Origin of the sequence: Pseudomonas putida (genome assembly GCF_002025705.1) — a bacterium.
GTDB lineage: Bacteria > Pseudomonadota > Gammaproteobacteria > Pseudomonadales > Pseudomonadaceae > Aquipseudomonas > Aquipseudomonas putida_J.
In genome coordinates, this window is sequence record NZ_CP018846.1 from 3,008,576 (window position 1) to 3,029,919 (window position 21,344).

At 64.4% G+C, this 21,344-nt stretch carries 18 protein-coding genes and 1 pseudogene; 6 read left to right on the forward strand and 13 right to left on the reverse strand.

From position 1 onward, the window contains the following. Window positions 1-19 precede the first annotated feature (19 nt). Window positions 20-1,234, reverse strand: coding sequence for a YeeE/YedE family protein (locus BUQ73_RS13485; RefSeq protein WP_079228377.1), 1,215 nt, complete (start codon window positions 1,232-1,234; stop codon window positions 20-22). 217 nt (window positions 1,235-1,451) lie between these two features. On the opposite strand from BUQ73_RS13485, the gene BUQ73_RS13490 reads away from it, so the two are divergent. Continuing rightward, window positions 1,452-2,360 carry a LysR family transcriptional regulator gene (locus BUQ73_RS13490; RefSeq protein ID WP_079228378.1) on the forward strand — a complete coding sequence of 303 codons (909 nt, stop codon included), beginning with the start codon at window positions 1,452-1,454 and terminating at the stop codon, window positions 2,358-2,360. Here BUQ73_RS13490 and BUQ73_RS13495 read toward each other — a convergent pair. From BUQ73_RS13495 to BUQ73_RS13510, 4 genes are all read right to left on the reverse strand, one after another. Further along, window positions 2,354-2,866 (reverse strand): DMT family transporter, encoded by a 513-nt coding sequence (locus BUQ73_RS13495; RefSeq protein WP_079228379.1) that lies wholly within the window; start codon window positions 2,864-2,866, stop codon window positions 2,354-2,356. The genes BUQ73_RS13490 and BUQ73_RS13495 overlap by 7 nt on opposite strands. Window positions 2,867-3,076: 210 nt before the next feature. Continuing rightward, window positions 3,077-3,655 (reverse strand): hypothetical protein, encoded by a 579-nt coding sequence (locus BUQ73_RS13500; RefSeq protein ID WP_027918906.1) that lies wholly within the window; start codon window positions 3,653-3,655, stop codon window positions 3,077-3,079. Between the two features lie 374 nt (window positions 3,656-4,029). Then, the gene (locus BUQ73_RS13505; RefSeq protein WP_079228380.1) at window positions 4,030-5,319 is read right to left on the reverse strand and encodes a PQQ-dependent sugar dehydrogenase; all 1,290 of its coding nucleotides are present in this window, start codon (window positions 5,317-5,319) and stop codon (window positions 4,030-4,032) included. After that, window positions 5,316-5,744 carry a DUF2231 domain-containing protein gene (locus BUQ73_RS13510; protein ID WP_079228381.1) on the reverse strand — a complete coding sequence of 143 codons (429 nt, stop codon included), beginning with the start codon at window positions 5,742-5,744 and terminating at the stop codon, window positions 5,316-5,318. Before BUQ73_RS13510 ends, BUQ73_RS13505 begins: the two co-directional genes overlap by 4 nt. Window positions 5,745-5,915: 171 nt before the next feature. Here BUQ73_RS13510 and BUQ73_RS13515 point away from each other — a divergent pair, with 171 nt between their 5' ends. Beyond that, window positions 5,916-6,215 (forward strand): hypothetical protein, encoded by a 300-nt coding sequence (locus BUQ73_RS13515; protein WP_079228382.1) that lies wholly within the window; start codon window positions 5,916-5,918, stop codon window positions 6,213-6,215. 3 nt (window positions 6,216-6,218) lie between these two features. Here the strand turns inward: BUQ73_RS13515 and BUQ73_RS28495 are convergent, their stop codons facing one another. Both BUQ73_RS28495 and BUQ73_RS13525 read right to left on the reverse strand, forming a co-directional pair. Next, window positions 6,219-7,001 carry a hypothetical protein gene (locus BUQ73_RS28495; protein ID WP_192858702.1) on the reverse strand — a complete coding sequence of 261 codons (783 nt, stop codon included), beginning with the start codon at window positions 6,999-7,001 and terminating at the stop codon, window positions 6,219-6,221. Window positions 7,002-7,085: 84 nt separating this feature from the next. Continuing rightward, on the reverse strand, window positions 7,086-9,272 hold the full coding sequence (locus BUQ73_RS13525; protein ID WP_079228383.1) for an OsmC domain/YcaO domain-containing protein: 2,187 nt from the start codon (window positions 9,270-9,272) through the stop codon (window positions 7,086-7,088). A 343-nt stretch (window positions 9,273-9,615) separates the two neighbouring features. Here BUQ73_RS13525 and BUQ73_RS13535 point away from each other — a divergent pair, with 343 nt between their 5' ends. From BUQ73_RS13535 to BUQ73_RS13550, 4 genes are read left to right on the forward strand one after another with little or no spacing between them, the layout of a single operon-like run. Then, window positions 9,616-10,071, forward strand: a complete 456-nt coding sequence (locus BUQ73_RS13535; protein WP_027918901.1) for a (2Fe-2S)-binding protein — start codon at window positions 9,616-9,618, stop codon at window positions 10,069-10,071. Then, on the forward strand, window positions 10,071-12,320 hold the full coding sequence (locus BUQ73_RS13540) for a xanthine dehydrogenase family protein molybdopterin-binding subunit (protein WP_079228385.1): 2,250 nt from the start codon (window positions 10,071-10,073) through the stop codon (window positions 12,318-12,320). The genes BUQ73_RS13535 and BUQ73_RS13540 overlap by 1 nt, the downstream gene beginning before the upstream one ends. A gap of 18 nt (window positions 12,321-12,338) precedes the next feature. Then, window positions 12,339-13,685, forward strand: coding sequence for a c-type cytochrome (locus tag BUQ73_RS13545; RefSeq protein ID WP_079228386.1), 1,347 nt, complete (start codon window positions 12,339-12,341; stop codon window positions 13,683-13,685). A gap of 13 nt (window positions 13,686-13,698) precedes the next feature. Further along, entirely contained in the window at window positions 13,699-14,712 is a 1,014-nt protein-coding gene (locus BUQ73_RS13550) for an XdhC family protein (RefSeq protein WP_079228387.1), read from the forward strand. A gap of 288 nt (window positions 14,713-15,000) precedes the next feature. On the opposite strand, the gene BUQ73_RS13555 is transcribed toward BUQ73_RS13550, so the two are convergent. The 6 genes and pseudogenes from BUQ73_RS13555 to BUQ73_RS13580 form a co-directional block, all read right to left on the reverse strand. Then, the gene (locus BUQ73_RS13555; protein ID WP_079228388.1) at window positions 15,001-15,807 is read right to left on the reverse strand and encodes a substrate-binding periplasmic protein; all 807 of its coding nucleotides are present in this window, start codon (window positions 15,805-15,807) and stop codon (window positions 15,001-15,003) included. 144 nt (window positions 15,808-15,951) lie between these two features. Beyond that, a pseudogene (locus tag BUQ73_RS28985) lies at window positions 15,952-16,761 on the reverse strand (diguanylate cyclase domain-containing protein); the annotation flags it as partial. 1,095 nt (window positions 16,762-17,856) lie between these two features. Next, complete coding sequence (locus BUQ73_RS13565; RefSeq protein ID WP_079228390.1) at window positions 17,857-18,393, reverse strand: PqiC family protein; 537 nt, start codon at window positions 18,391-18,393, stop codon at window positions 17,857-17,859. Window positions 18,394-18,421: 28 nt separating this feature from the next. Then, the gene (locus BUQ73_RS13570) at window positions 18,422-20,062 is read right to left on the reverse strand and encodes an intermembrane transport protein PqiB (protein WP_079228391.1); all 1,641 of its coding nucleotides are present in this window, start codon (window positions 20,060-20,062) and stop codon (window positions 18,422-18,424) included. Beyond that, window positions 20,046-20,690 carry a paraquat-inducible protein A gene (locus tag BUQ73_RS13575; RefSeq protein ID WP_079228392.1) on the reverse strand — a complete coding sequence of 215 codons (645 nt, stop codon included), beginning with the start codon at window positions 20,688-20,690 and terminating at the stop codon, window positions 20,046-20,048. Before BUQ73_RS13575 ends, BUQ73_RS13570 begins: the two co-directional genes overlap by 17 nt. Continuing rightward, entirely contained in the window at window positions 20,687-21,283 is a 597-nt protein-coding gene (locus BUQ73_RS13580) for a paraquat-inducible protein A (RefSeq protein WP_079228393.1), read from the reverse strand. Before BUQ73_RS13580 ends, BUQ73_RS13575 begins: the two co-directional genes overlap by 4 nt. Between the last annotated feature and the right edge of the window lie 61 nt (window positions 21,284-21,344).

A 21,344-nucleotide genomic window follows, 5' to 3' on the forward strand; every position in this document is an offset into this window, starting at 1 on the left:
GTCAATTGATCGGGTGACTTCAGCAGCCGTTGAGCGCCACCGGGCGGCGTTCGCCAGCGAAGAACAGCGGGCGCAGGCGCACACCGATCAGGTTGCCGGCGTAAGCCGCGACCAGCCACAGCCAGCCGTGCACGCTACCCGATGCGATACCGCTGAAGTAGGCGCCGATATTACAGCCATAGGCCAGGCGCGAACCGTAGCCCAGCAACAGGCCACCGATCACTGCGGCAATCAGCGAAGCCAGCGGGATCTTCAGGCTAGGCGCGAAGCGGCCAGCCAGGCCTGCCGCCAACAGGGCGCCGAGGACGATGCCGATATCCATCACCGTGGTGATGTCCTGCCAAAGCGGCGCAGCCAGTGCCTTGGCATTGGCCGGAGCCTGCCAGAACACCCAGCTGCCGACGTCCACACCGAAGCTGGACAGCGTCTTGGCACCCCACAGCGCAAAGGCCGAGGTGATACCCCAAGGGCGCCCGGCCAGGGCCAGAGTGGCGTAGTTCAGCAAAGCCAGGGCGATGGCGCCCCACAGCAGCGGCCACGGGCCACGCAGGAAACGGCGCAGGCCCTGGTGCTCGCTGGTCAACGGGGCTTCCAGGGCACCGTGGCGGCGCTTTTCCAGAACCACGGTCGCCCAGGCGATCAACGCGAATACACCCACGCTCACTGCCAGCGCCGGCCCAACACCCCAGGCCTGCACGATTGAAGTGGCAGGGAACGACGGCAACGCAAACCACCAGTCAGCATGGTGCGTGGCCGTGACCGAGCCGATGATGAAGAACAGCAAGGTCACCAGCATCCGCGCATTGCCGCCCCCCACGGTGAACAGCGTGCCCGAGGCACAGCCGCCGCCCAGTTGCATGCCGATGCCGAAGATGAAGGCACCGAACACCACCGACACGCCAGCCGGCGCAACCAGGCCGTTGACCGGGGTACCGAACAGGCTACCGGCCGACAGTGCCGGGAAAAACAACAGCACGGCCAGGGTCAGCATGACCATCTGCGCACGCAGGCCGGCGCCACGGCGTTCGTTGATGAATACACGCCAGGCCGAGGTGAAGCCGAAAGCGGCGTGATAAAGCGTCAGGCCCAGGGCAGCGCCGACCATCAGCAGCAGCACCTGCTTGAAGCCGGCGTTGAGATTGAGGAACCAGGCGCCGGCCAGCAGCAGGGCCAGGGCGATCAAGGGCGCACCGAGGCGGCGCGGTTCGGGTGTGGCGGTTGCGGAAAGACCCATTGGAGTACTCGGATTACAGTGAAACGGGCGGCGAGTATACCCTGCGAGTGCTTTGTGTTGCCTGCACTGGCGCCTCCGCGGGCAAGCCCGCTCCCACTGATACTGCATAGACCTTGAAGTCAGAGGTAGTCCTGTGGGAGCGGGCTTGCCCGCGAAGAGGCAGCCGCATCTGTTAGGCTGATAATCTTCTATCAAAGCCAGCCGAAGCATTCGCCCCATGGATGAACTGCGCAAGATCGACCTCAACCTGCTGCTGACCCTGCACGCCCTGCTCAGCGAAAAGCACGTGACCCGCGCCGCCCTGCGCCTGCACCGCAGCCAGCCCGCGGTCAGCCACGCGCTGGCCCAACTGCGGGCACACTTCGACGACCCGTTGCTGATTCGCCAACACGGCCAGATGGCCCTCACCGCCCGCGCCCAGTCCCTCGCCAAACCACTGCAGGACGCCCTTGGCAGCCTCAACGGCTTGCTGGCCGCGCCACAGTTCGAGCCTGCCCAAGCCCGGCGCCGCTTCCGCCTGTCGCTGTCGGACTACTCCTCGCGCATCATCCTGCCGCCACTGGTCCGCCACCTGCGCCAGGTGGCCCCCGGCGTCGACCTGGCCATCAGCCAGGCCAGCCGCGAAACCATGCTCGCCCAGTTGCTTGACGGCGAACTCGACCTGGCCCTGGGCATCTTCCCGGAACTGCCAGCCGACATCACCGTCCAGACGCTGTTCGAAGACACTTTCGTCAGCGTCGCCGATCGCCAGGTGCTGCCGGCCAAGGGTGGGCTCAGCCTGGATGACTGGCTGGCGCGGCCGCATGTGCTCATGGCCATGCACCCGGATGCCCATGACGAGATCGAGCGCGCCTTGGCCGCACAAGGCCAACGCCGCCACATCGCCCTGGCGCTGCCGCACTGGAGCGCTGCCGTCGACGTGCTCGCCGGTACCGACCTGATCCTCACCGTGGCCCAACGTGCGGTAAGCTCGATGCGCCAGCACCCATCATTGCGCCAGTTCACTCCGCCGCTGCCGATCCCCGCCCTGGCCTATCAGCAGGCCTGGCATGCACGAAAGGACAGCGACCCCGGCCACCGCTGGCTGCGTGAAGCGGTCCGGGCCTGCAGCCAGCCCGGTCATTGATCAGCGCTCGACACAGCCCGGCCTGACGCCGGGGTTGAACTCCAGCCGCCCTGGACCAGCAACACGCCGCCAAGGATCAACAGCACGCCGGCAACCCTGGCCATGTTCACCGGCTTGCTGGCAACCCCCATCAGCCCGAAGTGGTCGACGATCACCGAGGTCAGGATCTGCCCTGCCACCACCAGCACCAGGAAGCCCGCCGTGCCCAGCTTTGGGGTCAACGCAGCAGCGCCGGCCACATAAAGGGCGCCCAGCACGCCACCGATCCACAACCACCACGGGCCCTGCACCGCCTTGCTCAGGTCTGGCATGGGTACGCGCAGGATCAGCAACGCTGTGATGACCACCACCGAGCTGACCGTTAACGAGGTGAAGGCACCCCACAGCCAGTGCCCCAGGGCACGGCCGACGGCGGCGTTGCTGGCGGCCTGGTAAGGCAACACGAAACCCGCAAGCAGGGCCATCGCCACGGGCAAGCATGCAAGCAGGAGGGTCTTGTAGGACATGGATGCTCTCATCTGAAGACAGGATGAGCCCATGATGGTAAATCGACAGTGATTATGGAAATTGAAAAGGCGCACGCAGGGTATTCGTTACATGCATGCTGATGCGTTATCTGTTCCGGCCTTTTCGCGGCTAAAGCCGCTCCTACAAGGATCGTCGCTTACTTGTGGGAGCGGCTTTAGCCGCGAAGAGGCCAGCCCTGCTGGCCTATATCAGCGCCAGGTATCGACTCGTAGCACTTCGGTATAGATCGCATCGACGGTCTGGCCGACCTTGAGGTTCTTCATCCGCTTTTGCAGGTCAGGGTCTTCGACCTTGACCACCTGCAGCTTGCCTTCCGGCGGCAGCAGGCTGACTTCATGCTTCTTCAAGTCTATCTTCTTGATCTGCGAGGTTACCCGGACCTGGCGGAAGGCTTCACCACCGGGGTTGGGGTTGTCCTTGGTGGCACGGATTTCCCCGGATTCTTCGGTGGCCTTCGGCGCGCCACCCACGTCGCTGTTGAGCACATAGGCGATGGCCCGGGTGACGTAGATATCAACGTTGTCACCGACCTTCAGATTGGGCAGCGCCTTGGCCTTTTCCGTCAGTTGCAGGGTCACATCCTTGTCGTTCGGCCCCTTCACCGTGACTTGGCGGTTGGCCAGGTCGATGGCGGTGACCTGGGTTTTGACGTGGCTTTCAAATGCCTTGCTGCCAATCGGAATCTCGGCAGCCTGCACCGTGAAGGTGGCAGCAGACATCAAGGTGGCGAGGGCAACAGCGCGAGCGAGCGTGCAAATAGGGTTCATAGGCCTGCTTCCATGTGATCAAGACCGGGTTGTGGGTGACATGTTCATGCGCAAACAAGCATAGCCATAACCCGCCACTCTGCTGGCCAGCGCCCCGCCCGCGATGCCTTTCAACCCATTTGCGTCAAGGCCAGGCTTGTTTTGGCAAATATCAACCTGACTGTAAGGTGCTTTGCCTCGGCGCACGGTGCGTTGGCCCTGATCACCTTGGAAGGCAGCACGCTACCCTGTAGGAGCGGCCTCGCCGGGGCGCCGGACCGGTCGTAAAGGGCCGCGAAGCGGCCCCAGGATTTCAGCGCTGATGCAGAAACTGCTGGGGCCGCTGCGCAGCCCTTTACGACCGGTCCGGCGCCCCGGCGAGGCCGCTCCTACACTCAGTTACGCGTCACCCGCCAGACGGTGTTGGCCAGGTCGTCGGCGATGATCAACGCACCACGCGGGTCGACCGTCACCCCCACCGGCCGGCCTCGGGTCTTGCCATCCTCCCCGCGGAACCCCGTGGCAAAGTCGATCGGCTGACCGGCCGGCTTGCCCTCCTTGAACGGCACGAAGATCACCTTGTAGCCCACCGGATTCGGGCGATTCCAGCTACCGTGCTCGCCCACGAACACTCCGTCGGCAAAGCGTTCGCCCATGGCCGGGCTGGAGAAATCCACCCCCAGCGCGGCAACGTGCGAACCCAGGCTGTAATCGGGCTTGAGCGCGGCGGCCACCTTGCCCGGGTTCTGCGGCCTGACCCGCTCATCGACGTTCTGCCCCCAGTAACTGTAGGGCCAGCCATAGAATCCGCCCTCCCGTACCGAGGTGAGGTAGTCCGGCACCAGGTCCGGGCCCAGCTCGTCACGCTCGTTGACCACTGCCCACAGCTGCCCGCTGCCCGGTTGAATGGTCAACGCCGTCGGGTTGCGCAAGCCTGTGGCGTAAGGCCTGTGCGCGCCGGTCACGGCGTCGATCTGCCAGACCATGGCGCGGTCGATCTCAACCTCCATGCCGCGCTCGGTGATGTTGCTGTTCGAGCCGATGCCCACATACAGGTAGCGGCCATCAGGGCTGATGGTCAGCGCCTTGGTCCAGTGGTGGTTGATCTCGGCCGGCAAGTCGGTGACCTTGGTTGGCGGGCCGCCGGCCTTGGTCTGGCCGTCCTGGTAATCGAACCGCACAAGCGCATCCTGGTTGGCCACGTACAGCTTGCCGTCGGCAAAAGCCAGGCCGTAGGGCGCGTTGAGGCCCTCGGCGAACACCGTCTGCAGCTCGTACGCGCCATCACCATCGGCGTCGCGCAGCAGGGTCAGGCGGTTGCCGCCCTGGACCTGGGTATTGCCCTTGGCCTTGATCTGGCTGGCAATCACGTCCTTGGGCTTGAGCTTGGCAGCACTGCCACCCCGCCCTTCGGCGACCAGGATATCGCCATTAGGCAGCACCAGGCTCTGACGCGGGATCTTCAGGCCAGTGGCAATGGCAGTGATGCTGAAGCCCTCGGGCACGGTGGGTTTCTGCTCGCCCCACTGCGCCGGTTGCGCGATTTTCATGCTCGGCAGCAGGCCGCGCTCGGGAGCGGGCAATTTCGGGTCGGGGCCCAGGGCCTGTGTCGGCTCGCCGTCACCGCCACAGGCGGCCAGCAACAGTGCCACGCTCAACAGCGACCATCCATGCAACGGCTTCATGCCTCACCTCCCGAACGCAGATTGCTCATGCCCAGCCATGCGGCCACACAGGCCAGTACGCTGACGATCAGCGACAGCACCAGGCCCGCCGGCATCACCGCCCAGGCGTCCTTGGCATGCTCGAAGGCATTGATCAGCCCCAGCCCCCAGGTCACCAGCAACAGCAGGAAGTACAGGGTCGGCCGCCCGCCCTTGCGCGGGGCGCGGATCAGGTTGGCCAGGGCAAACAACAGCGCCAGGCCGCAGAACAGCAAGCCACCGGCAATCAGCCAGGCGGCGAAGTTGCTCCACTGGATCTGGTAGCTCTTGAAGTAGGCAATGTCGCTCAGCAACGCGCCGAGAAACAGCGGGACCGTGCCGGCCAGCAGTATCGCGTGCAGCGGGCTGGGCGTGCATCGGTAGAGGGTTTGCTCTGTAGCGGTCACGGCGCCTCCTTATCAGTCGGTGACCCGGGGCTGACAGACTGGCGCGGGGCCTGGTCCATCAGGCGTGCGCAGGGTGCGCTTAAGAAAGGATCACCTTGACGTTCGGATAGTTCACCGCTTGGCTTGATAGAAATATCCTGAAAGACTCTGCGCGTCAGAACGAGGGATACCATGAAAACTTGCAGCACACGACCTTATGCGTACTGGACCGCGCACGCCTTTCTGGCCATCAGCCTGGTGCTCAATGCCGGCTGTTCGAGCAAAAACAGCAAGGCGCGCCACTACGCCGCCGCGCCGGGCTCCAACTGTTACGCCAAGGCGCTGCCGAGCACAGGCGAAGGCGGCCTGGCCTGGGGCAACACCCTGGGCATTGCCAAGCAGAAGTCATTGAACAACTGCATCCGCTATGCCGGCCGCTCCGGTGGCACGCCAGACACGTGCCAGGTGGTGCTGGCCAAGTGCAAGAACTGACCGTTACGTCGGTTCTGCGCTGTCGAGCAGCGCGTCGAGAACGCTTTCGAGTTCGGCTAGCTCGATTTCCACCAGCGCCCCCGCTTGCGCGTAGCGCTGGTCACAGTCGATGACTACCTGCACGCTCCGGCGTGCCTGGTTTCCCGGATATTTGCGCAACGTCAGCTCGACCTTCCCTGCGCTGAGCCAGGTGTCGCTGTCGACCGACCAGCGATTGTCATCGAACGCCAAGAGGCAGGTCCCCTGCCTTGTATCGATGATCCGCGGCCGGTAGACCCAGTGCGTGTTACCTGCCTCCCAAGGGGTGAGCAGCAGCCGGTAGCGGTCATCTGCCGAGCGCGATTGAATCTCCATCTCGTCAGCGGGCACGCCGTTGGCGGCAACGTAGCGTTCGAACGCCTCGAACTGGGCACCGATGCGCCCCGCTCCCCGGTAGTAATCGACGTGCTTTCTGTACCCCGCAAATGCCGCAGACTCCGGGCCGTCGGCATGCAGCGAGACAATGGCGGCACACTGCACCAGCCAGTAGATTTCATCGGACAGTTCGTGGGCCTTGCTACTGCCCAGGTCGATCGCCTTTGACAGCAGCTCGCTGGCCAGTTGCTGGCCAAGCTCGCGCAACCCCGCCTCGTCCACCGACAGCCGTGCTTCAACAGCCTGAGCGACAAATGCCGTATAGCGCTGTTGCAGTGAATCGCCTGCCAGGCTCAGCACAGGGCACTGCGGCGGTGGCAGGTCGAGTGGTTCGGGCAAGCTGTTGCGCGGCAGGTGGGAAAGGTTGATCACCTGTGACTTCCTTGTGAGGTAATGGACGCCCGTCATGCTACCTCAAGCACCGCGAAGGGGGCGCAACGCGCCCCCGAGGGGCTGTCAGGCAAATTTGGCCCTGGCAGCATGCAGCTTCTTGTAGCTCTCGATCAGGCGCAGATGGCGGTCCAGCCCTTCGAGCTTCATGCTGGTCGGGGTCAGCCCGTAGAAGCGCACGCTGCCGTCCACCGAACCCAGCACCGCGTCCATCCGCGGGTTGCCGAACATGCGGCGGAAGTTGGCCTCGTAGTCGGCCATTTCCAGCTCTTCATCCAGCTGCACTTCCAGCACCACGTTCAACGCCTGGTAGAACAGGCCGCGCTCGACCGTGTTGTCGTTGAACTGCAGGAACGCCTCGACCAGCTCCTTGGCGTCCTCGAAGCGCTTGAGCGCCAGGCAGATCAGCAGTTTCAGCTCAAGAATGGTCAATTGGCCCCACACCGTGTTCTCGTCGAACTCGACGCCGATCAGGGTGGTGATGGTGGTGTAGTCATCCACCTCGCAGTTGTCCAGGCGCCGGCGCAGGGCGCGCAGGGCGCGGTCGTCGAGGCTGTGCAGGTTGAGGATGTCGGCACGGAAGCCCAGGGCGCGGTTGGTGTTGTCCCAGATCAGGTCCTCGACCGGGTAGATCTCGGAATAACCTGGCACCAGGATGCGGCAGGCGGTGGCGCCGAGGTTGTCGTACACGGCCATGTACACCTCTTTGCCGAGGTCTTCGAGTATGCCGAACAGGGTCGCGGCTTCCTGGGTATTGGAGTCCTCGCCATGGCCGGAGAAGTCCCACTCGACGAATTCGAAATCGGCCTTGGCGCTGAAGAAGCGCCACGACACCACACCGCTGGAGTCGATGAAGTGCTCGACGAAGTTGTTCGGCTCGGTCAGCGCATGGCTCTCGAAGGTCGGCTGCGGCAGGTCGTTGAGGCCCTCGAAGCTGCGCCCTTGCAGCAGCTCGGTGAGGCTGCGCTCCAGCGCCACCTCAAAGCTTGGGTGGGCGCCGAACGAGGCGAACACGCCACCGGTGCGCGGGTTCATCAAAGTCACGCACATCACCGGGAATTCACCGCCCAGCGAGGCGTCCTTGACCAGCACCGGGAAGCCCTGCTCTTCCAGGCCCTGGATGCCGGCGAGGATGGCCGGGTACTTGGCCAGCACCTCCTGCGGGACGTCCGGCAGGGCCAGCTCGCCTTCGAGGATTTCGCGCTTGACCGCGCGCTCGAAGATTTCCGACAGGCACTGCACCTGGGCTTCGGCCAAGGTGTTGCCGGCGCTCATGCCGTTGCTGAGGAACAGGTTTTCGATCAGGTTGGACGGGAAGTACACCACCTGTTCGTCGGACTGGCGCACGAACGGCAGCGAGCAGATGCCGCGCTCGGTGTTGCCCGAGTTGGTGTCGTACAGGTGCGAACCGCGCAGCTCACCGTCCGCGTTGTAGATTTCCAGGCAGTTCTCGTCGAGGATTTCCGCCGGCAGCGCGTCTTTCGGGCCCGGCTTGAACCACTGCTCGTTCGGGTAATGCACGAACGGCGCATTGGCGATGTCCTCGCCCCAGAACTGGTCGTTGTAGAAGAAGTTGCAGTTCAAGCGCTCGATGAACTCGCCCAGCGCCGAGGCCAGTGCGGCCTCCTTGGTCGAACCCTTGCCGTTGGTGAAGCACATCGGCGACTGCGCGTCGCGCACATGCAGCGACCAGACGTTGGGCACGATGTTGCGCCACGAGGCGATTTCGATCTTCATGCCCAGCCCGGCGAGGATGCCGGACATGTTGGCGATGGTCTGCTCCAGTGGCAGGTCCTTGCCGGGGATGTAGGTGGTGGTGTCGGCCACCGGCATCAGCAGGCCCTGGGCATCGGCGTCGAGGTTGTCGACTTCTTCGATGATGAACTCGGGGCCGGTCTGCACCACCTTTTTCACGGTGCAACGTTCGATAGAGCGCAGGATGCCCTGGCGGTCCTTCTCGGAAATGTCCTCGGGCAGCTCGACCTGGATCTTGAAGATCTGGTTGTAGCGGTTCTCGGGGTCGACGATGTTGTTCTGCGACAGGCGGATGTTTTCGGTGGGGATATCGCGGGTCTGGCAATACAGCTTGACGAAATACGCCGCGCACAGGGCCGACGAGGCCAGGAAATAGTCGAACGGGCCCGGGGCCGAGCCATCGCCTTTGTAGCGGATCGGCTGGTCGGCGATCACCGTGAAGTCGTCGAACTTGGCTTCAAGACGAAGGTTGTCGAGAAAATTGACCTTGATTTCCATGCGGGAAGTACCGTGATTTAAACGTGCAAAACGAAATTGGCCGGCATTATCCGGGTTTTCGCCCCGGAAGTCCTCTGCGTATCTCTGTGGGAGCGGGTTTACCCGCGAACACGGGCAAGGCCCGTGCCATCCACCGCGGCGCTTGCTTCGCGGGTAAACCCGCTCCCACAGGGACTGCGTCAGCAACGCTTGCGCATTTCAACGAATTGCTTGCCTGATTCTCTGAACCTGCGCCCACCATCAGACCAGTGGTCGTACCACTGTGCTAGCGTTTCTGGATTGGGGAACAACGTATTCCCCAGCAGACAGCAAACGCCATCAACCGATGATCAGCAGGTGAACCATGGAACTTCTTATCAACCAGAAGACCTATCAGGTCGATGCCGATGCCGACACACCCCTGCTGTGGGTGCTGCGTGACGACCTGGGCATGACCGGCACCAAATACGGTTGCGGCCTGGCCCAATGCGGCGCCTGCTCGGTGCTGGTGGACGGCAACGTCGTGCGTGCCTGTGTAACCCCCGTGGCCGGCGTGGTCGGGCGCGAGGTGACCACCATCGAAGCCGTCGAGGCCGACGCGGTAGGCAAACGCGTGGTGGCGGCCTGGGTCGAGCACCAGGTGGCGCAGTGCGGCTACTGCCAGTCCGGCCAGGTGATGGCGGCCACGGCGCTGCTCAAGCATACCCCCAAACCCAGCGATGAGCAGATCAGCGCGGCGATGGTAAACCTCTGCCGCTGCGGCACCTACAACGCCATTCATGCCGCGGTGCATGCACTCGCCCAAGGGGAGCAGGCCTGATGAACACGCCCGTCGATACCCCCGCAGAACTGCTCAGGCTGCAGCTGGGCGAAACCGTCAACCTGTCGCGTCGGCGCTTCCTGGCCGGCACCGCAGTGGGTGCACTGGTGCTGGGTTTCGGCCTGCCAATGGGCTCGGCCCGGGTGCAGGCAGCGGCGGCAGCCACGCCCGAGCGCGGCACCCAGGTGCCGGCGTTTCTGGAAATCCGCCCGGACGGCAAGGTGCGCCTGCTCAGCCCGTTCATGGAAGGCGGCCAAGGCCCGTTCACCGCCATGGCGCAGATCGTCGGTGAAGAACTGGACGTCGACCCGGCCAACTTCCTGGTCGACAGCGCACCGCCGGGTGAAGCCTATGTGGTGATGGAGAACGGCATGCGCATTACCGGCGGCAGCATGTCGGTGCGCATGAGCTACCCGACCATGCGCCGCCTGGGTGCACTGGCCCGGGCCATGCTGCTGCAGGCTGCTGCCGAGCAATGGAAGGTGCCGGTCAGCGAGCTGTCCACCGAGCCTGGCAAGGTCATTCACACTGCCTCTGGCCGTTCCCTGGCCTACGGCGAGCTGGCCGGCCGTGCCATGGACCTGCCCGTGCCGGACCCCGCCAGCGTCAAGCTGCGCGACCCCAGCCAGTTCCGCTGGATCGGCAAACCGGTGCGGCGCCTGGACGCCTACGACAAATCCACCGGCAAGGCCCAGTACTGCATCGACATCAAGGTCGACGGCATGCTCCATGCCGCCGTGCAACACGCGCCACGCCTGGGCATGACCGTGGGCAGCCTGCGCAACGAGGAGCAGGTCAAGGCCATGAAGGGCGTGCACTCGGTGCATCAGTTGCCGGGCGCCGTGGCCGTGGTCGCCGAACGCTGGTGGCACGCCAAACGCGCGGTCGAGGCAATTCAGGTGGACTGGCAAGAGCCGGGCGCCGACAGCAAGGTGCGGCCGATGCCAGCGGACTTTTCCAGCGATGGCTGGCGCGAGCACCTGGCCACCGTTGAAGGGCCGGCCCGCGACGAGGAAAACGAAGGCGATATTGCCGGCGCCCTGGCCAATGCCAAGACCAAGGTCGAGGCCAGCTACCACAACCAGTACCTCAACCATGCCCAGCTTGAGCCGCCGTCCGCCCTCGCCCGCTTCAACGCCGACGGTACCCTGGACGTCTGGCTGCCCAACCAGGCACCCGACATGTTCCGCGACGACATCGCCAAGCGCACCGGCCTGAATGCTGCACAGATCACCTTGCACTCGCCGCTGCTCGGTGGGTTCTTTGGCCGCCACTTCCTGTATGACTCCGCCAACCCTTACCCGCAAGCCATCGCCCTGGCCAAGGCGGTCGGCCGCCCGGTCAAGTTGATCTGGAGCCGCGAGGAAGAGTTCCTGCGCGACGTGTTGCGCCCGGTCGCCGTGGTCAAGTTCCGCGCCGGGCTGGATGCCGACGGGCTGCCGGTAGCCATCGAAGCGGTCAGCGCCACAGAAGGCCCGACCGAAGCCCTCGCCGGCAAGCAAGGCGACAAGATCGACCCCACTGCCCTTGAAGGGCTGTCGGGCAAGTCCTACGCCATCGCCAACAAACGCATCGCCCAGATCTACGTCAAAGGCCCGGCGATGCTTGGCTACTGGCGCTCGGTGGGCAATTCGCTGAACGACTTCTTCTACGAGTCGTTCCTCGACGAACTGGCCGACAAGGGCGGCAAGGACCCTTACGAATTGCGCCTGCACCTGCTGCGCGACAATCAGCGCCTGACCAACCTGCTGCATGCGGTAGCCGAGTTGTCCGGCGGCTGGAAACGCGGGCCGTTCACGGCAGAAGACGGCAGCAAGCGCGCCCGTGGTATCGCCATGGCTTCACCGTTCGGCTCCGAGGCCGCGGCAATCGCCGAAGTGTCGATCGAGAACGGCCAGGTCAAGGTGCATGACATCTGGCAGGCGATCGACCCCGGCAGCATCGTCAACCCGGCGATCATCGAGCATCAGGTCAACGGTGCAGTGGCCCTGGGGCTGTCGCAGACGCTAGTGGAGGAAGCGGTATTTATCGACGGCAAGCCCCGTGCGCGCAATTACGACCTGTACCCGATCCTGCCGCCCTCGCGCATGGCCCGGGTGCATGTGCGCATTGTCGAGAGCGGCGCGAAGATGGGCGGTATCGGCGAGCCGCCGTTGCCAGCGGTGGCGCCTGCCGTGGCCAACGCCGTGGCGCAACTGACCGGCCAGCGGGTGCGTAGCCTGCCGCTGAGCCGCCACACCTTCAGCTGACCGGACAAGGACCGCCCCATGACCCACAGTCGTTTTGCCAGAGCCGCTGGCTGGCTGGCAGTGCCGTGCCTGGTCGCGGCCGGCCTGCTGGCCTGGTATGTGACCCGCGAGCCCGCCTCCCCCTTCACCGCGGCACAGCCCGCAAGCTTCGACCCCGCGCTGGTCAGCCGCGGCGAGTATGTTGCACGGCTGAGCGATTGCGTGGCCTGCCACAGCCTGCCCGACGGCAAGCCATTTGCCGGTGGCCTTGAAATGGCCACGCCACTGGGTGCGATACACGCCACCAACGTCACGCCTGACCGCCAGACCGGCATCGGCAATTACAGCCTGGCCGATTTCGACCGCGCCGTGCGCCATGGCGTCGCGCCGGGTGGCCGGCGGTTGTACCCGGCCATGCCCTACCCGTCGTACGCCAAACTCAGCGATGACGATGTGCTGGCGCTGTACGCTTTCTTCATGAAAGGCGTGCAGCCGGCACAGCAGGCGAACGTCCCCAGCGATATCCCCTGGCCGTTGAACCTGCGTTGGCCTATTGCCTTGTGGAACGGCCTGTTCGCCGCCGATGCGCCTTATGCCAGCAAAGCTGGCCAGGACGCACTGTGGAACCGCGGCGCCTACATCGTCCAGGGGCCCGGCCACTGCGGCAGCTGCCATACACCACGGGGGCTGGCGTTCAACGAGAAGGCCCTGGATGAAGCCGGTGCGCCGTTCCTCGCTGGCGCCCTGCTCGATGGCTGGTACGCACCCAGCCTGCGCAGCGACCACAACACCGGGCTCGGCCGCTGGAGCGAGGCCGAGATCGTGCAGTTCCTCAAGACCGGGCGCAATCAACATGCCGTGGTGTACGGGTCGATGACCGAGGCGTTCAACAACTCCACGCAGTTCATGAGCGATGACGACCTGGGCGCCATCGCCCGCTACCTCAAGTCACTGCCCGGTGACCCGCAGCGTGACGGTGCGCCCTGGCAATACCAGGCGGTTTCCGCGGCCACGCGCCTGGACAGCCCTGGTGCCCACACCTATGTCACACGCTGCGCCAGCTGCCATGGCCTGGACGGCAAGGGCCAGGCCGAGTGGATGCCACCGCTGGCCGGTGCAACCTCGGCACTGGCCCGGGAAAACGCCTCGGCAATCAACATCACCCTCAATGGCTCGCAGCGTATCGTCGCCGCGGGCATGCCGGATGCCTACCGCATGCCGGCGTTCCGCGAGCAGCTGTCGGACCAGGAGATCGCCGCAGTGCTGAGCTTCGTGCGCAGCACCTGGGGCAACGCCGGTGGAGCGGTGGATGCACAGGCGGTGGGCAAGTTGCGCGGGCACACCGACCCGGCCAGCAGCAGCCCGATCATCCTGCACATGCGCTGAGGAGGTACGGCCCATGGAAAGCATCGACCTGCTGGTCTTGCGCACCGCCCGTGACTGGCTGCTGGCCGGCGAACACGTATTGCTGGCCACCGTCGCCCGCACCTGGGGCTCCTCGCCACGGCCAGTGGGTTCGATGATGGCCCTGCGCGGCGATGGCCGGGTGGTCGGTAGCGTCTCCGGTGGCTGCATCGAGGATGACCTCATCCACCGCTACACCACCGCCTACCAGGGCGACGGCATGCCGGCGGGCCTGCCGCAGGTGGTGCAATACGGCGTCAGCGCCGAAGAAGCGCAACGCTTCGGCCTGCCGTGCGGCGGCACCCTCGAACTGGTCCTCGAGTTTGGCCCGGCACTGGCGAGCCTGGAGCAACTCCTGCCGTTGCTGGACAGCGGCAACCTGGTACGCCGCGAACTGGACCTGCAAAACGGCCAGGTTCAACTGACTACCAGCCGCGCGCCAGAGCAGTTCAGCTTCGATGGCCGACGCATGCTCAACACCCTGGGCCCCGGTTATCGCCTGTTGCTGATCGGGGCCGGGGTACTGGCCGAGTACCTGGCGACCATGGCGCTGTTCAACGGCTTCAAGGTGGCGGTCTGCGACCCGCGCCCCGAGTACATGGGCGGGTGGAATGTGGCTGGCGTGGAGAAGATCGTCGGTATGCCGGATGACGTGGTGCGCACGTTCGCCCCGGACCTGCGCAGCTGCATCGTCGGCCTCAGCCACGACCCCAAGCTGGACGACCTGGCCCTGCTCGAAGCCTTGCACAGCCCGGCGTTCTACATTGGCGTGATCGGTTCGCGGCGTAATAATCAGATGCGCCGTGAACGCCTGATCGAGCATTTCGGTGAAAGCGAAGCTTCGTTGCAGCGCCTGCACGGGCCAATTGGCATCTATATCGGCAGCAAGACCCCGGCGGAGATCGCCGTCAGCGTCATGGCCGAGATCCTCGCGACCAAGAACGGCGTCGCCTTGCCCGGCGAGGCCAATGTCAGTGCAGCCAAGCGGGCGCTGGAGGTTGATGGGTAGGCGGGCGGGTGTTCGCCTTCAGGTTTTGGTCGTCTGGGAGATCGAGCGCCGCCCGTGCGGCGCATCGCGGATAAATCCGCTCCTACATTTTGCAACGTGGCCATGCCTGTGAGGCCATGGTTGCCAGCCTTGTTTGCAAGGCTCAAGACATGCGCCAAGGCTGGCGACCATGGTGTAACAGGTTCGGCACGTTGCAACAAATGTAGGAGCGGATTTATCCGCGATGCGCCGCGCGGGCGGCGCTCGATCCGACCGGCGCTAAAAATCTCAAGACAAACACCTTCCAACCTACTCTCCCACCTGCTGCTGCTTCCAAAGCTCCAGATTCTTTTCCACCAATTGCTCCGGCACTGGCCCGGCAACCATCTCTTTCATTTTCTGCGCCAGCCTCTCGCGCAGCTCGGCTCGATTGCACTTCGACTGATGCGACAGCGCCAGGTACAACCCCTCGCTGGAAACCGGCGGATCGAGCACTTTCAATTGCCCCTCCCAACCCTGCGTGCGCACCAGGGCCATGCCCGGATACTGCTCATAGATCACATAGTCGTTGCGCTTGAGCAGCAGTTTCTCGAACGCCTGCCTGGCGCCGGGCACCGCTTCAAGCTGCAAGTTGGCCCTGGCATAGTCGTCGAACTGCTGGCCGTGGCTGTTGCTGACCAGCGTTCCACCCTTGTGGCCCTTGAGGTCCGCCCATTCACGATAAGCAAAAGCGTCGTCCTGGCGGACCCAGACCACGCTGCGGGTACGCAGGAACGGCGGGCTGATGAAATCCATCTGCTGCTGGCGCTCCTGAGTCATGAAGTACCCCGCCATCAGGTCGATGCGCCCGGTGCGTACCTCCTCCTGTGCCCTTGACCATGGCCCGCCGTACACCACCTTTACCTCCAGCCCAAGCGCCTTGCCCACTGCCTTGAGCAGGTCGGCATTGGCCCCGATCAGCTGCTCAGGGTTGTGCGGATCACGCCAGAGGTAAGGTGGGTATTCCGGATTGCCGGTGGCGGTCAGCTGGCCACACAACGCCTCTGCCAGCGCATGTGCGGGCAGCAGCATGAAGAGCGACAGCAGCAAAGACCGGCAACGACAACGCTCGATCATCTACACCCCTCGCAAGCGGTGGCATTCAGCGCCCAGGGGTGGTCGCAGAAGCTGCCACATCCCGTGGGCGACGGCGGTATCGATAGCCGCGCGCTTCCAACAGTCTGGCCCAGGATTGGCCATGCGCCAGCCTCCCAGGGCTGATCACTGGCCCTGCTGATACACGCATACCCGCCCGCGTTGGCGCTTGGCCTGGTACATCGCCTGATCGGCTGCCTTTACCAGCGCGTCCACCTCGCTGGCATGGGCAGGTGCAAGGGCCAGGCCGATGCTTGGCGTGACGAAGTCGATGGTCACCCCGCTGACGCTGACCGGCTCCGCCAGCAGCTTGAGCAAGCGCTCGGCCAGCGCACTGGCTGCCTGAAAGCGGGTGGCCGGGACGATCACGGTGAACTCGTCGCCCCCCAGGCGATAGGCCTTGTCCGGTTGGCGCAAGGCATTGCTCAGGCGCTCGGCCATGCACGCCAGCAAGGCATCGCCGACATCGTGGCCGAAGCGGTCATTGACGTCCTTGAACCGGTCAAGGTCCAGAAAGATCAGCGCAAGAGGCATGGCGCCGCGCTGCAGGTGCCGGGCAAGATCCTCATGGAACGCCTTGCGATTGCTCAGCCCGGTCAGGGCATCCTGATGCGCCAGGTCAAACAGCTGACGCTGATGCAGCACATGCTCACTGACGTCATGCAGGATGCCGCGATAACCGATCAGCCGGCCCCCAGCATTGTGCCGCCTGGAAATCTGCGTTTCGAAGTGACCAATGCTGCCGTCGGCACGCCGCAATCGGGCCGAAAGTGGCGCACCGGGCTCGGTTTCGGCAATCACTGGCTCTGCCGCCGTGGGGGCCTCTTGTTCTTCCTGCAGCGAGGCAAAGGTGCGCCCGAGCACCTGCCCCGCCGGGAAGCCGAGCAGTCTGCAAAAAGCCGGGTTGACCGACTCGATCCTGGCCATCTCGTCCAGTTCGAAGTAGCCGTCTTCCATGGCGTCCAGAATCGCCCGGTCGCGGGCTTCGCTCTGCTCCAGGCGGTCCAGCGCACGGTTCGCTTCGCGCGCCAGCTTGCCCAGCTCATCGCCCCCGTCATCGCTCAGCCGCCGCCCTGCCGCAGCCGGGCCAATGGCCAAAAGCTCACGGTGCAACCGCGCAATGCGCCGCAGCAAGGTGACGTCCAGGGCGAGGTAGATCAGCAGCCAGGCAAGGCCGATGAGCCCTCCCGTCACACCGAGGAAAATATTGAGCTGCTGCTCGCCTTCCAGGTACAGATGACGCTCGCGGGTCAGTTGCAGGCGCAGCTGTGGCTCGCCCAGGCTGTCCTGAAACAGCAGGTCGATACTCTGATGGCGGGCATCGACCACCTGGCGGTTGCCGATGCTCATCAACTCCGCCTGCAGCGCCGGCCGCTCATGCTCGCCGACCGACGGCAACCAGGTGAGCTCACCGCCCAACTGTTGTTGCAGCATGGCGATGCGCTTGCTGTCCAGAAAAGTCCCCGCCAGCAACACCCCGCTGGCACTTTCGCCGCTGCGGGCGGTATCCACTGCCACTAGAATCAGCGGCACCCGGAGCACTGCCAGCAATTGCGCAGGCGGCGCCACATCCTGTGCCTGCAGCAAGCGCGCCAGTTGTTCCGCGACGCCCTGATGCAGCGCCTGCAGGCTCAGGGGTTGAGCGCCGGCCGGGCGCTCCAGCTTCGCCAGGTCAAGCGGGCGCCAACTCACACGTTGTTCGCCTTTGGCGAAATAAATAATGAAGTCGAAGCCACTGCGGCCCAGCGTGGCAGCATCGAGCGGGAAAGCCGCCGGCACCGAACCTGGAATCGCCTGCGCCCATTGCCGCAGGCGGTTGGCGTCACGCTCGATGCTGTTGCCCAGCAAGGCCCGCAGGCGTTCGGCCTCAGCGACCAGCAGGCGCTCATCCTGCTTGTCCAGCCGCGCCAGCAGCATGCCCTGGGCCGCGAAGTACACCAGCAGCAACACCAGCAACAGCGGTGGTACGAACAGCCAGAGCAATCTTGTGCGTAACTTCATGCGGGCTCCCCGTACCCTTGTTCAGCCGCCTCAGGTGGTTGGGCAAGGCCTGCCTGGCGCCGCTGTTGCCCGCACGGCCTCGGCCAGCTTGCGCAGGTTGGCCTGGTGCGCGTTGACCAGATTGTTGATGCTGTTGTCAGCAGCGGTCTGCACTGAAGTGCGGCAGGTGAGTTCGGGCTCGCCCGGGCGTTTAAGGCGCCACAGCGTATCGAGCGAGGCGTACTGGCCAGGCACGCTGTCAAAGCGCTGCACATCGACCCTCAACACACTGCTGGCACCGGCCACCGGGCCGCCGAGCATGTCCTGCAGGGCACTGCGAAACTCATCCACCAGGTTGGCACCCCACCACTCGGTTTCCAGAATGGCCAGGCCACTGCTGCCTTGGCGCACCACCAGTTGCGGGCGGTCCACCTGGGGCGGCAGGCTGACCCGGGCCACCTGGACGTGCTGGCTACCACCTTGCACCGGCTGGGCCGGGACCAGGGTGTGGTAGTTGTTCGGGGTACTGCTGCAGCCGCTCAGCCAGATCAGCAGGCTGGCCCCACACAGGTTGCGCACTCGATGCATCAGCTGACACTCCTTTGGCCTTTCACTTTCAAGGTCTCAAGTCTTTCGCCCCGGCCGCTTTCGGCCGGCCTTGGATCAGCGACTCGGGGTGGCGCCCCAGGTAGTCGGTCAGGTCGCGCAGCGAGCGCGACATGCGTTCCAGCTCGTCCAGTGTTTCACCCAGCCGTTCGCGCTCTGGCGAATCGTCGGCGATGGTCGCGTTGGCCGTCTTCAAGGTCTTCTGCATGTCGTCGAGGGTGGCTTTCACCCCAGGCAACGTCTGGCTGTTGATCTGCTTGAGGTTGGCACGCAGGTCACGCAGGGTGCCATCGAGGTTGCTGGCAATGCTTTCCAGCGGCAACTTGCTGATGCGCTCGACAAAATGCTGCAACTGTTCCTGCAGCATCTCCAGGCTACCGGGCAAGGTAGGAATGACGATCGGCTCTGCCGTCCTGTCGAACACGACCTTGGGCGCCTCCGGGTGGAAGTCCAGGGAAATGAACATCTGCCCGGTGATCAGGTTGCCACTGCGCGCCTGCGCCCGCAGGCCATGCTCGACGAAGGTGCCGATCAAATCCCGTGCACCGTTCAGGTCACCTTCGGTGTGCTTGAACACCGTCAGCATCTTGCGGTGCACCGGGCCAAGGCGCTGCGGGTAGATCACCGCATCTACCACCACCGGGAAGATCTGCTTGACCGGGTCGTAATCCAGATAGACCGAGGTGACCTTGCCGAACTCCACCCCCTTGAACTCCACCGGGGCCCCCACCGACAGGCCACGCATGGACTGGTCGAAGCGCAGTTGCAGGTACTGCCCCTGGCCGTGGGGCGGAGCCAGCGCGCTTTCCCGGTCGGCGAACAGCTGGAACTGCGCCTGGTCATCGGCGGCCTGGGCGTCCGGGGCAAAATCGGGGGAGCCAAAAGCCAGCCCGCCAACCAGGATGGACGACAGCGACTCGGTATCGACCTTCAGGCCATTGGCGCCAATCTGCATGTCGACACCGCTGGCGTTCCAGAACCGGGTATCACGGGTGACAAAGGCGTCATACGGCGCCTGCACGAAAATGCCGATGTCCACGCCTTTGCCATTGTCCTGCAAGGCATAGGACACCACTTCACCCACCGGGATCTTGCGGTAGTAGATTGATGCGCCGATATCCAGCGAGCCAAGGTCGCTGGCGTTCAGCACGAATCGCTTGCCCTTTTCGCCATAGGTGATCGCTGGCGGCAGTTCCAGGCCGGTGAAGTTCTTTTCGGCGCTTTTCGACTCACCGGCATCTGCACCAATGAAGCTGCCGGATAGCAAGGTGTCGACGCCGGACACCCCGCCCGCCCCGATGCGCGGGCGCACCACCCAGAAGCGCGCCCCTTGGGTAGCGAACGAACGTGCGTCATTGGCCAGTTGCACTTTGACGATGACGCTGTCGTGGTCCTCGGCAAGGTCCACCGTGGTCACTTCGCCAATCACCACGCTGCGGTACTTGACCTGGGTCTTGTGCGCCACCAGCCCTTCGCCGGAACGAAAGGAAATCGAAATCACCGGCCCCTGCTGCATCCAGTTGCGCACAACCAGCGAGGCCCCCACCAGGATCGCCAGGATCGGCACGATCCACACCAGTGAAACATTCCAGCGCCGGGTGCGTACCTCTGCCTGCCCGGCCCCGTTTCGCGCGTCACTCGCTTGCGCCATCAGTGCGGCCTCCATCGTTGCCAGGGTGATCCCAGATCAAGCGTGGGTCGAAGCTCATTGCCGAAAACATGGTCAGCACCACGACCATGCCGAAAAACAGGATGCCCGGTCGCGGTTCGATGGTGCCAAGGCCACGCAGCTGCACCAATGCGGCCACCAGCGCCACGACAATCACATCGAGCATCGACCAGTAACCGATCAACTCGACGCCGCGATACAGCTGCGAGCGCTGCCGACGTGCCCAGCTCGAGCGACGTTGAGCGGTGTATAGCAGCAGGCCCAGGGAAAAGAACTTGATCGCCGGCACACCCATGCTGGCGATGAAGATGATCAGGGCGATGTCCCAGGCGCCGTGTTCCCAGAATTCCACCACGCCGCCACCGATGGTGCTGTCGCTGCCACTGCCGAGCATTTCGGTGTGCATCACCGGCAGCAGGTTGGCCGGTATGTAGAACACCAGCGAGGCCACCAGGAACGCCCAGCCACGGGCGATGGCGTTGGTCTTGCGCCGGTGCAGGGGCGCGCCGCAGCGCTCGCACACATGCACATGGCGGCCCAGTTCGCAGGCATGCCCACAGCCATGGCACAGGCACAGCCCCATTTCGTCTGCCAGCGCCGGCGTACTCATACCTGCTCCCACAGGTCGCGGATATCGCGCCCGGCAATGTAGATGATCAGCATGCTCAGTGCCGCCAGGGCGACCAGGCCGATGCCGGGGATCACCTCAAGCAGACCCGCCAGTTTGATCACCGCCACCAATGCGCCCAGCAGGCCGACTTCCAGCATGCTCCAGGGCCGCAGGCCTTCCAGGCAGCGCATGCTGGTGGCAAACCCCGGCGCCCGGCGCCCGGCCACGGCAAAGCTGAGGACCCAGCAGAGCAAGGCAATCTGCAGCACCGGGGCAAAGATGATGGCCAGAGCCATGACCAGGGCGATGAAGGTGATGCTGCCGCTGCTCAGGATCAACACCGAATCCCATAACGTCGCGGAGTTGCTCAAGCCCTGCATGCCAATGGTCATGACCGGGTAAGCATTGGCAAAAATCAGCAATACCGCGCCCGTGACACTCAGTGCCAGGCGTTGCTGGATAGTCAGGCTTTTATGGCGGTACAACACCCCGCCACACCGAACGCATCGTGCCTGTTGATGTTTGTGCACCGGCCGACGCTGATACACCGCGTCGCAATACTCACAGATGATCAGTGCCTGGCTCTGGCTCATGGTCTCCCCCCAACGGGCCGCGTCACTCCATGGCGTTACTCAAAGCCAATATTCAATGCGC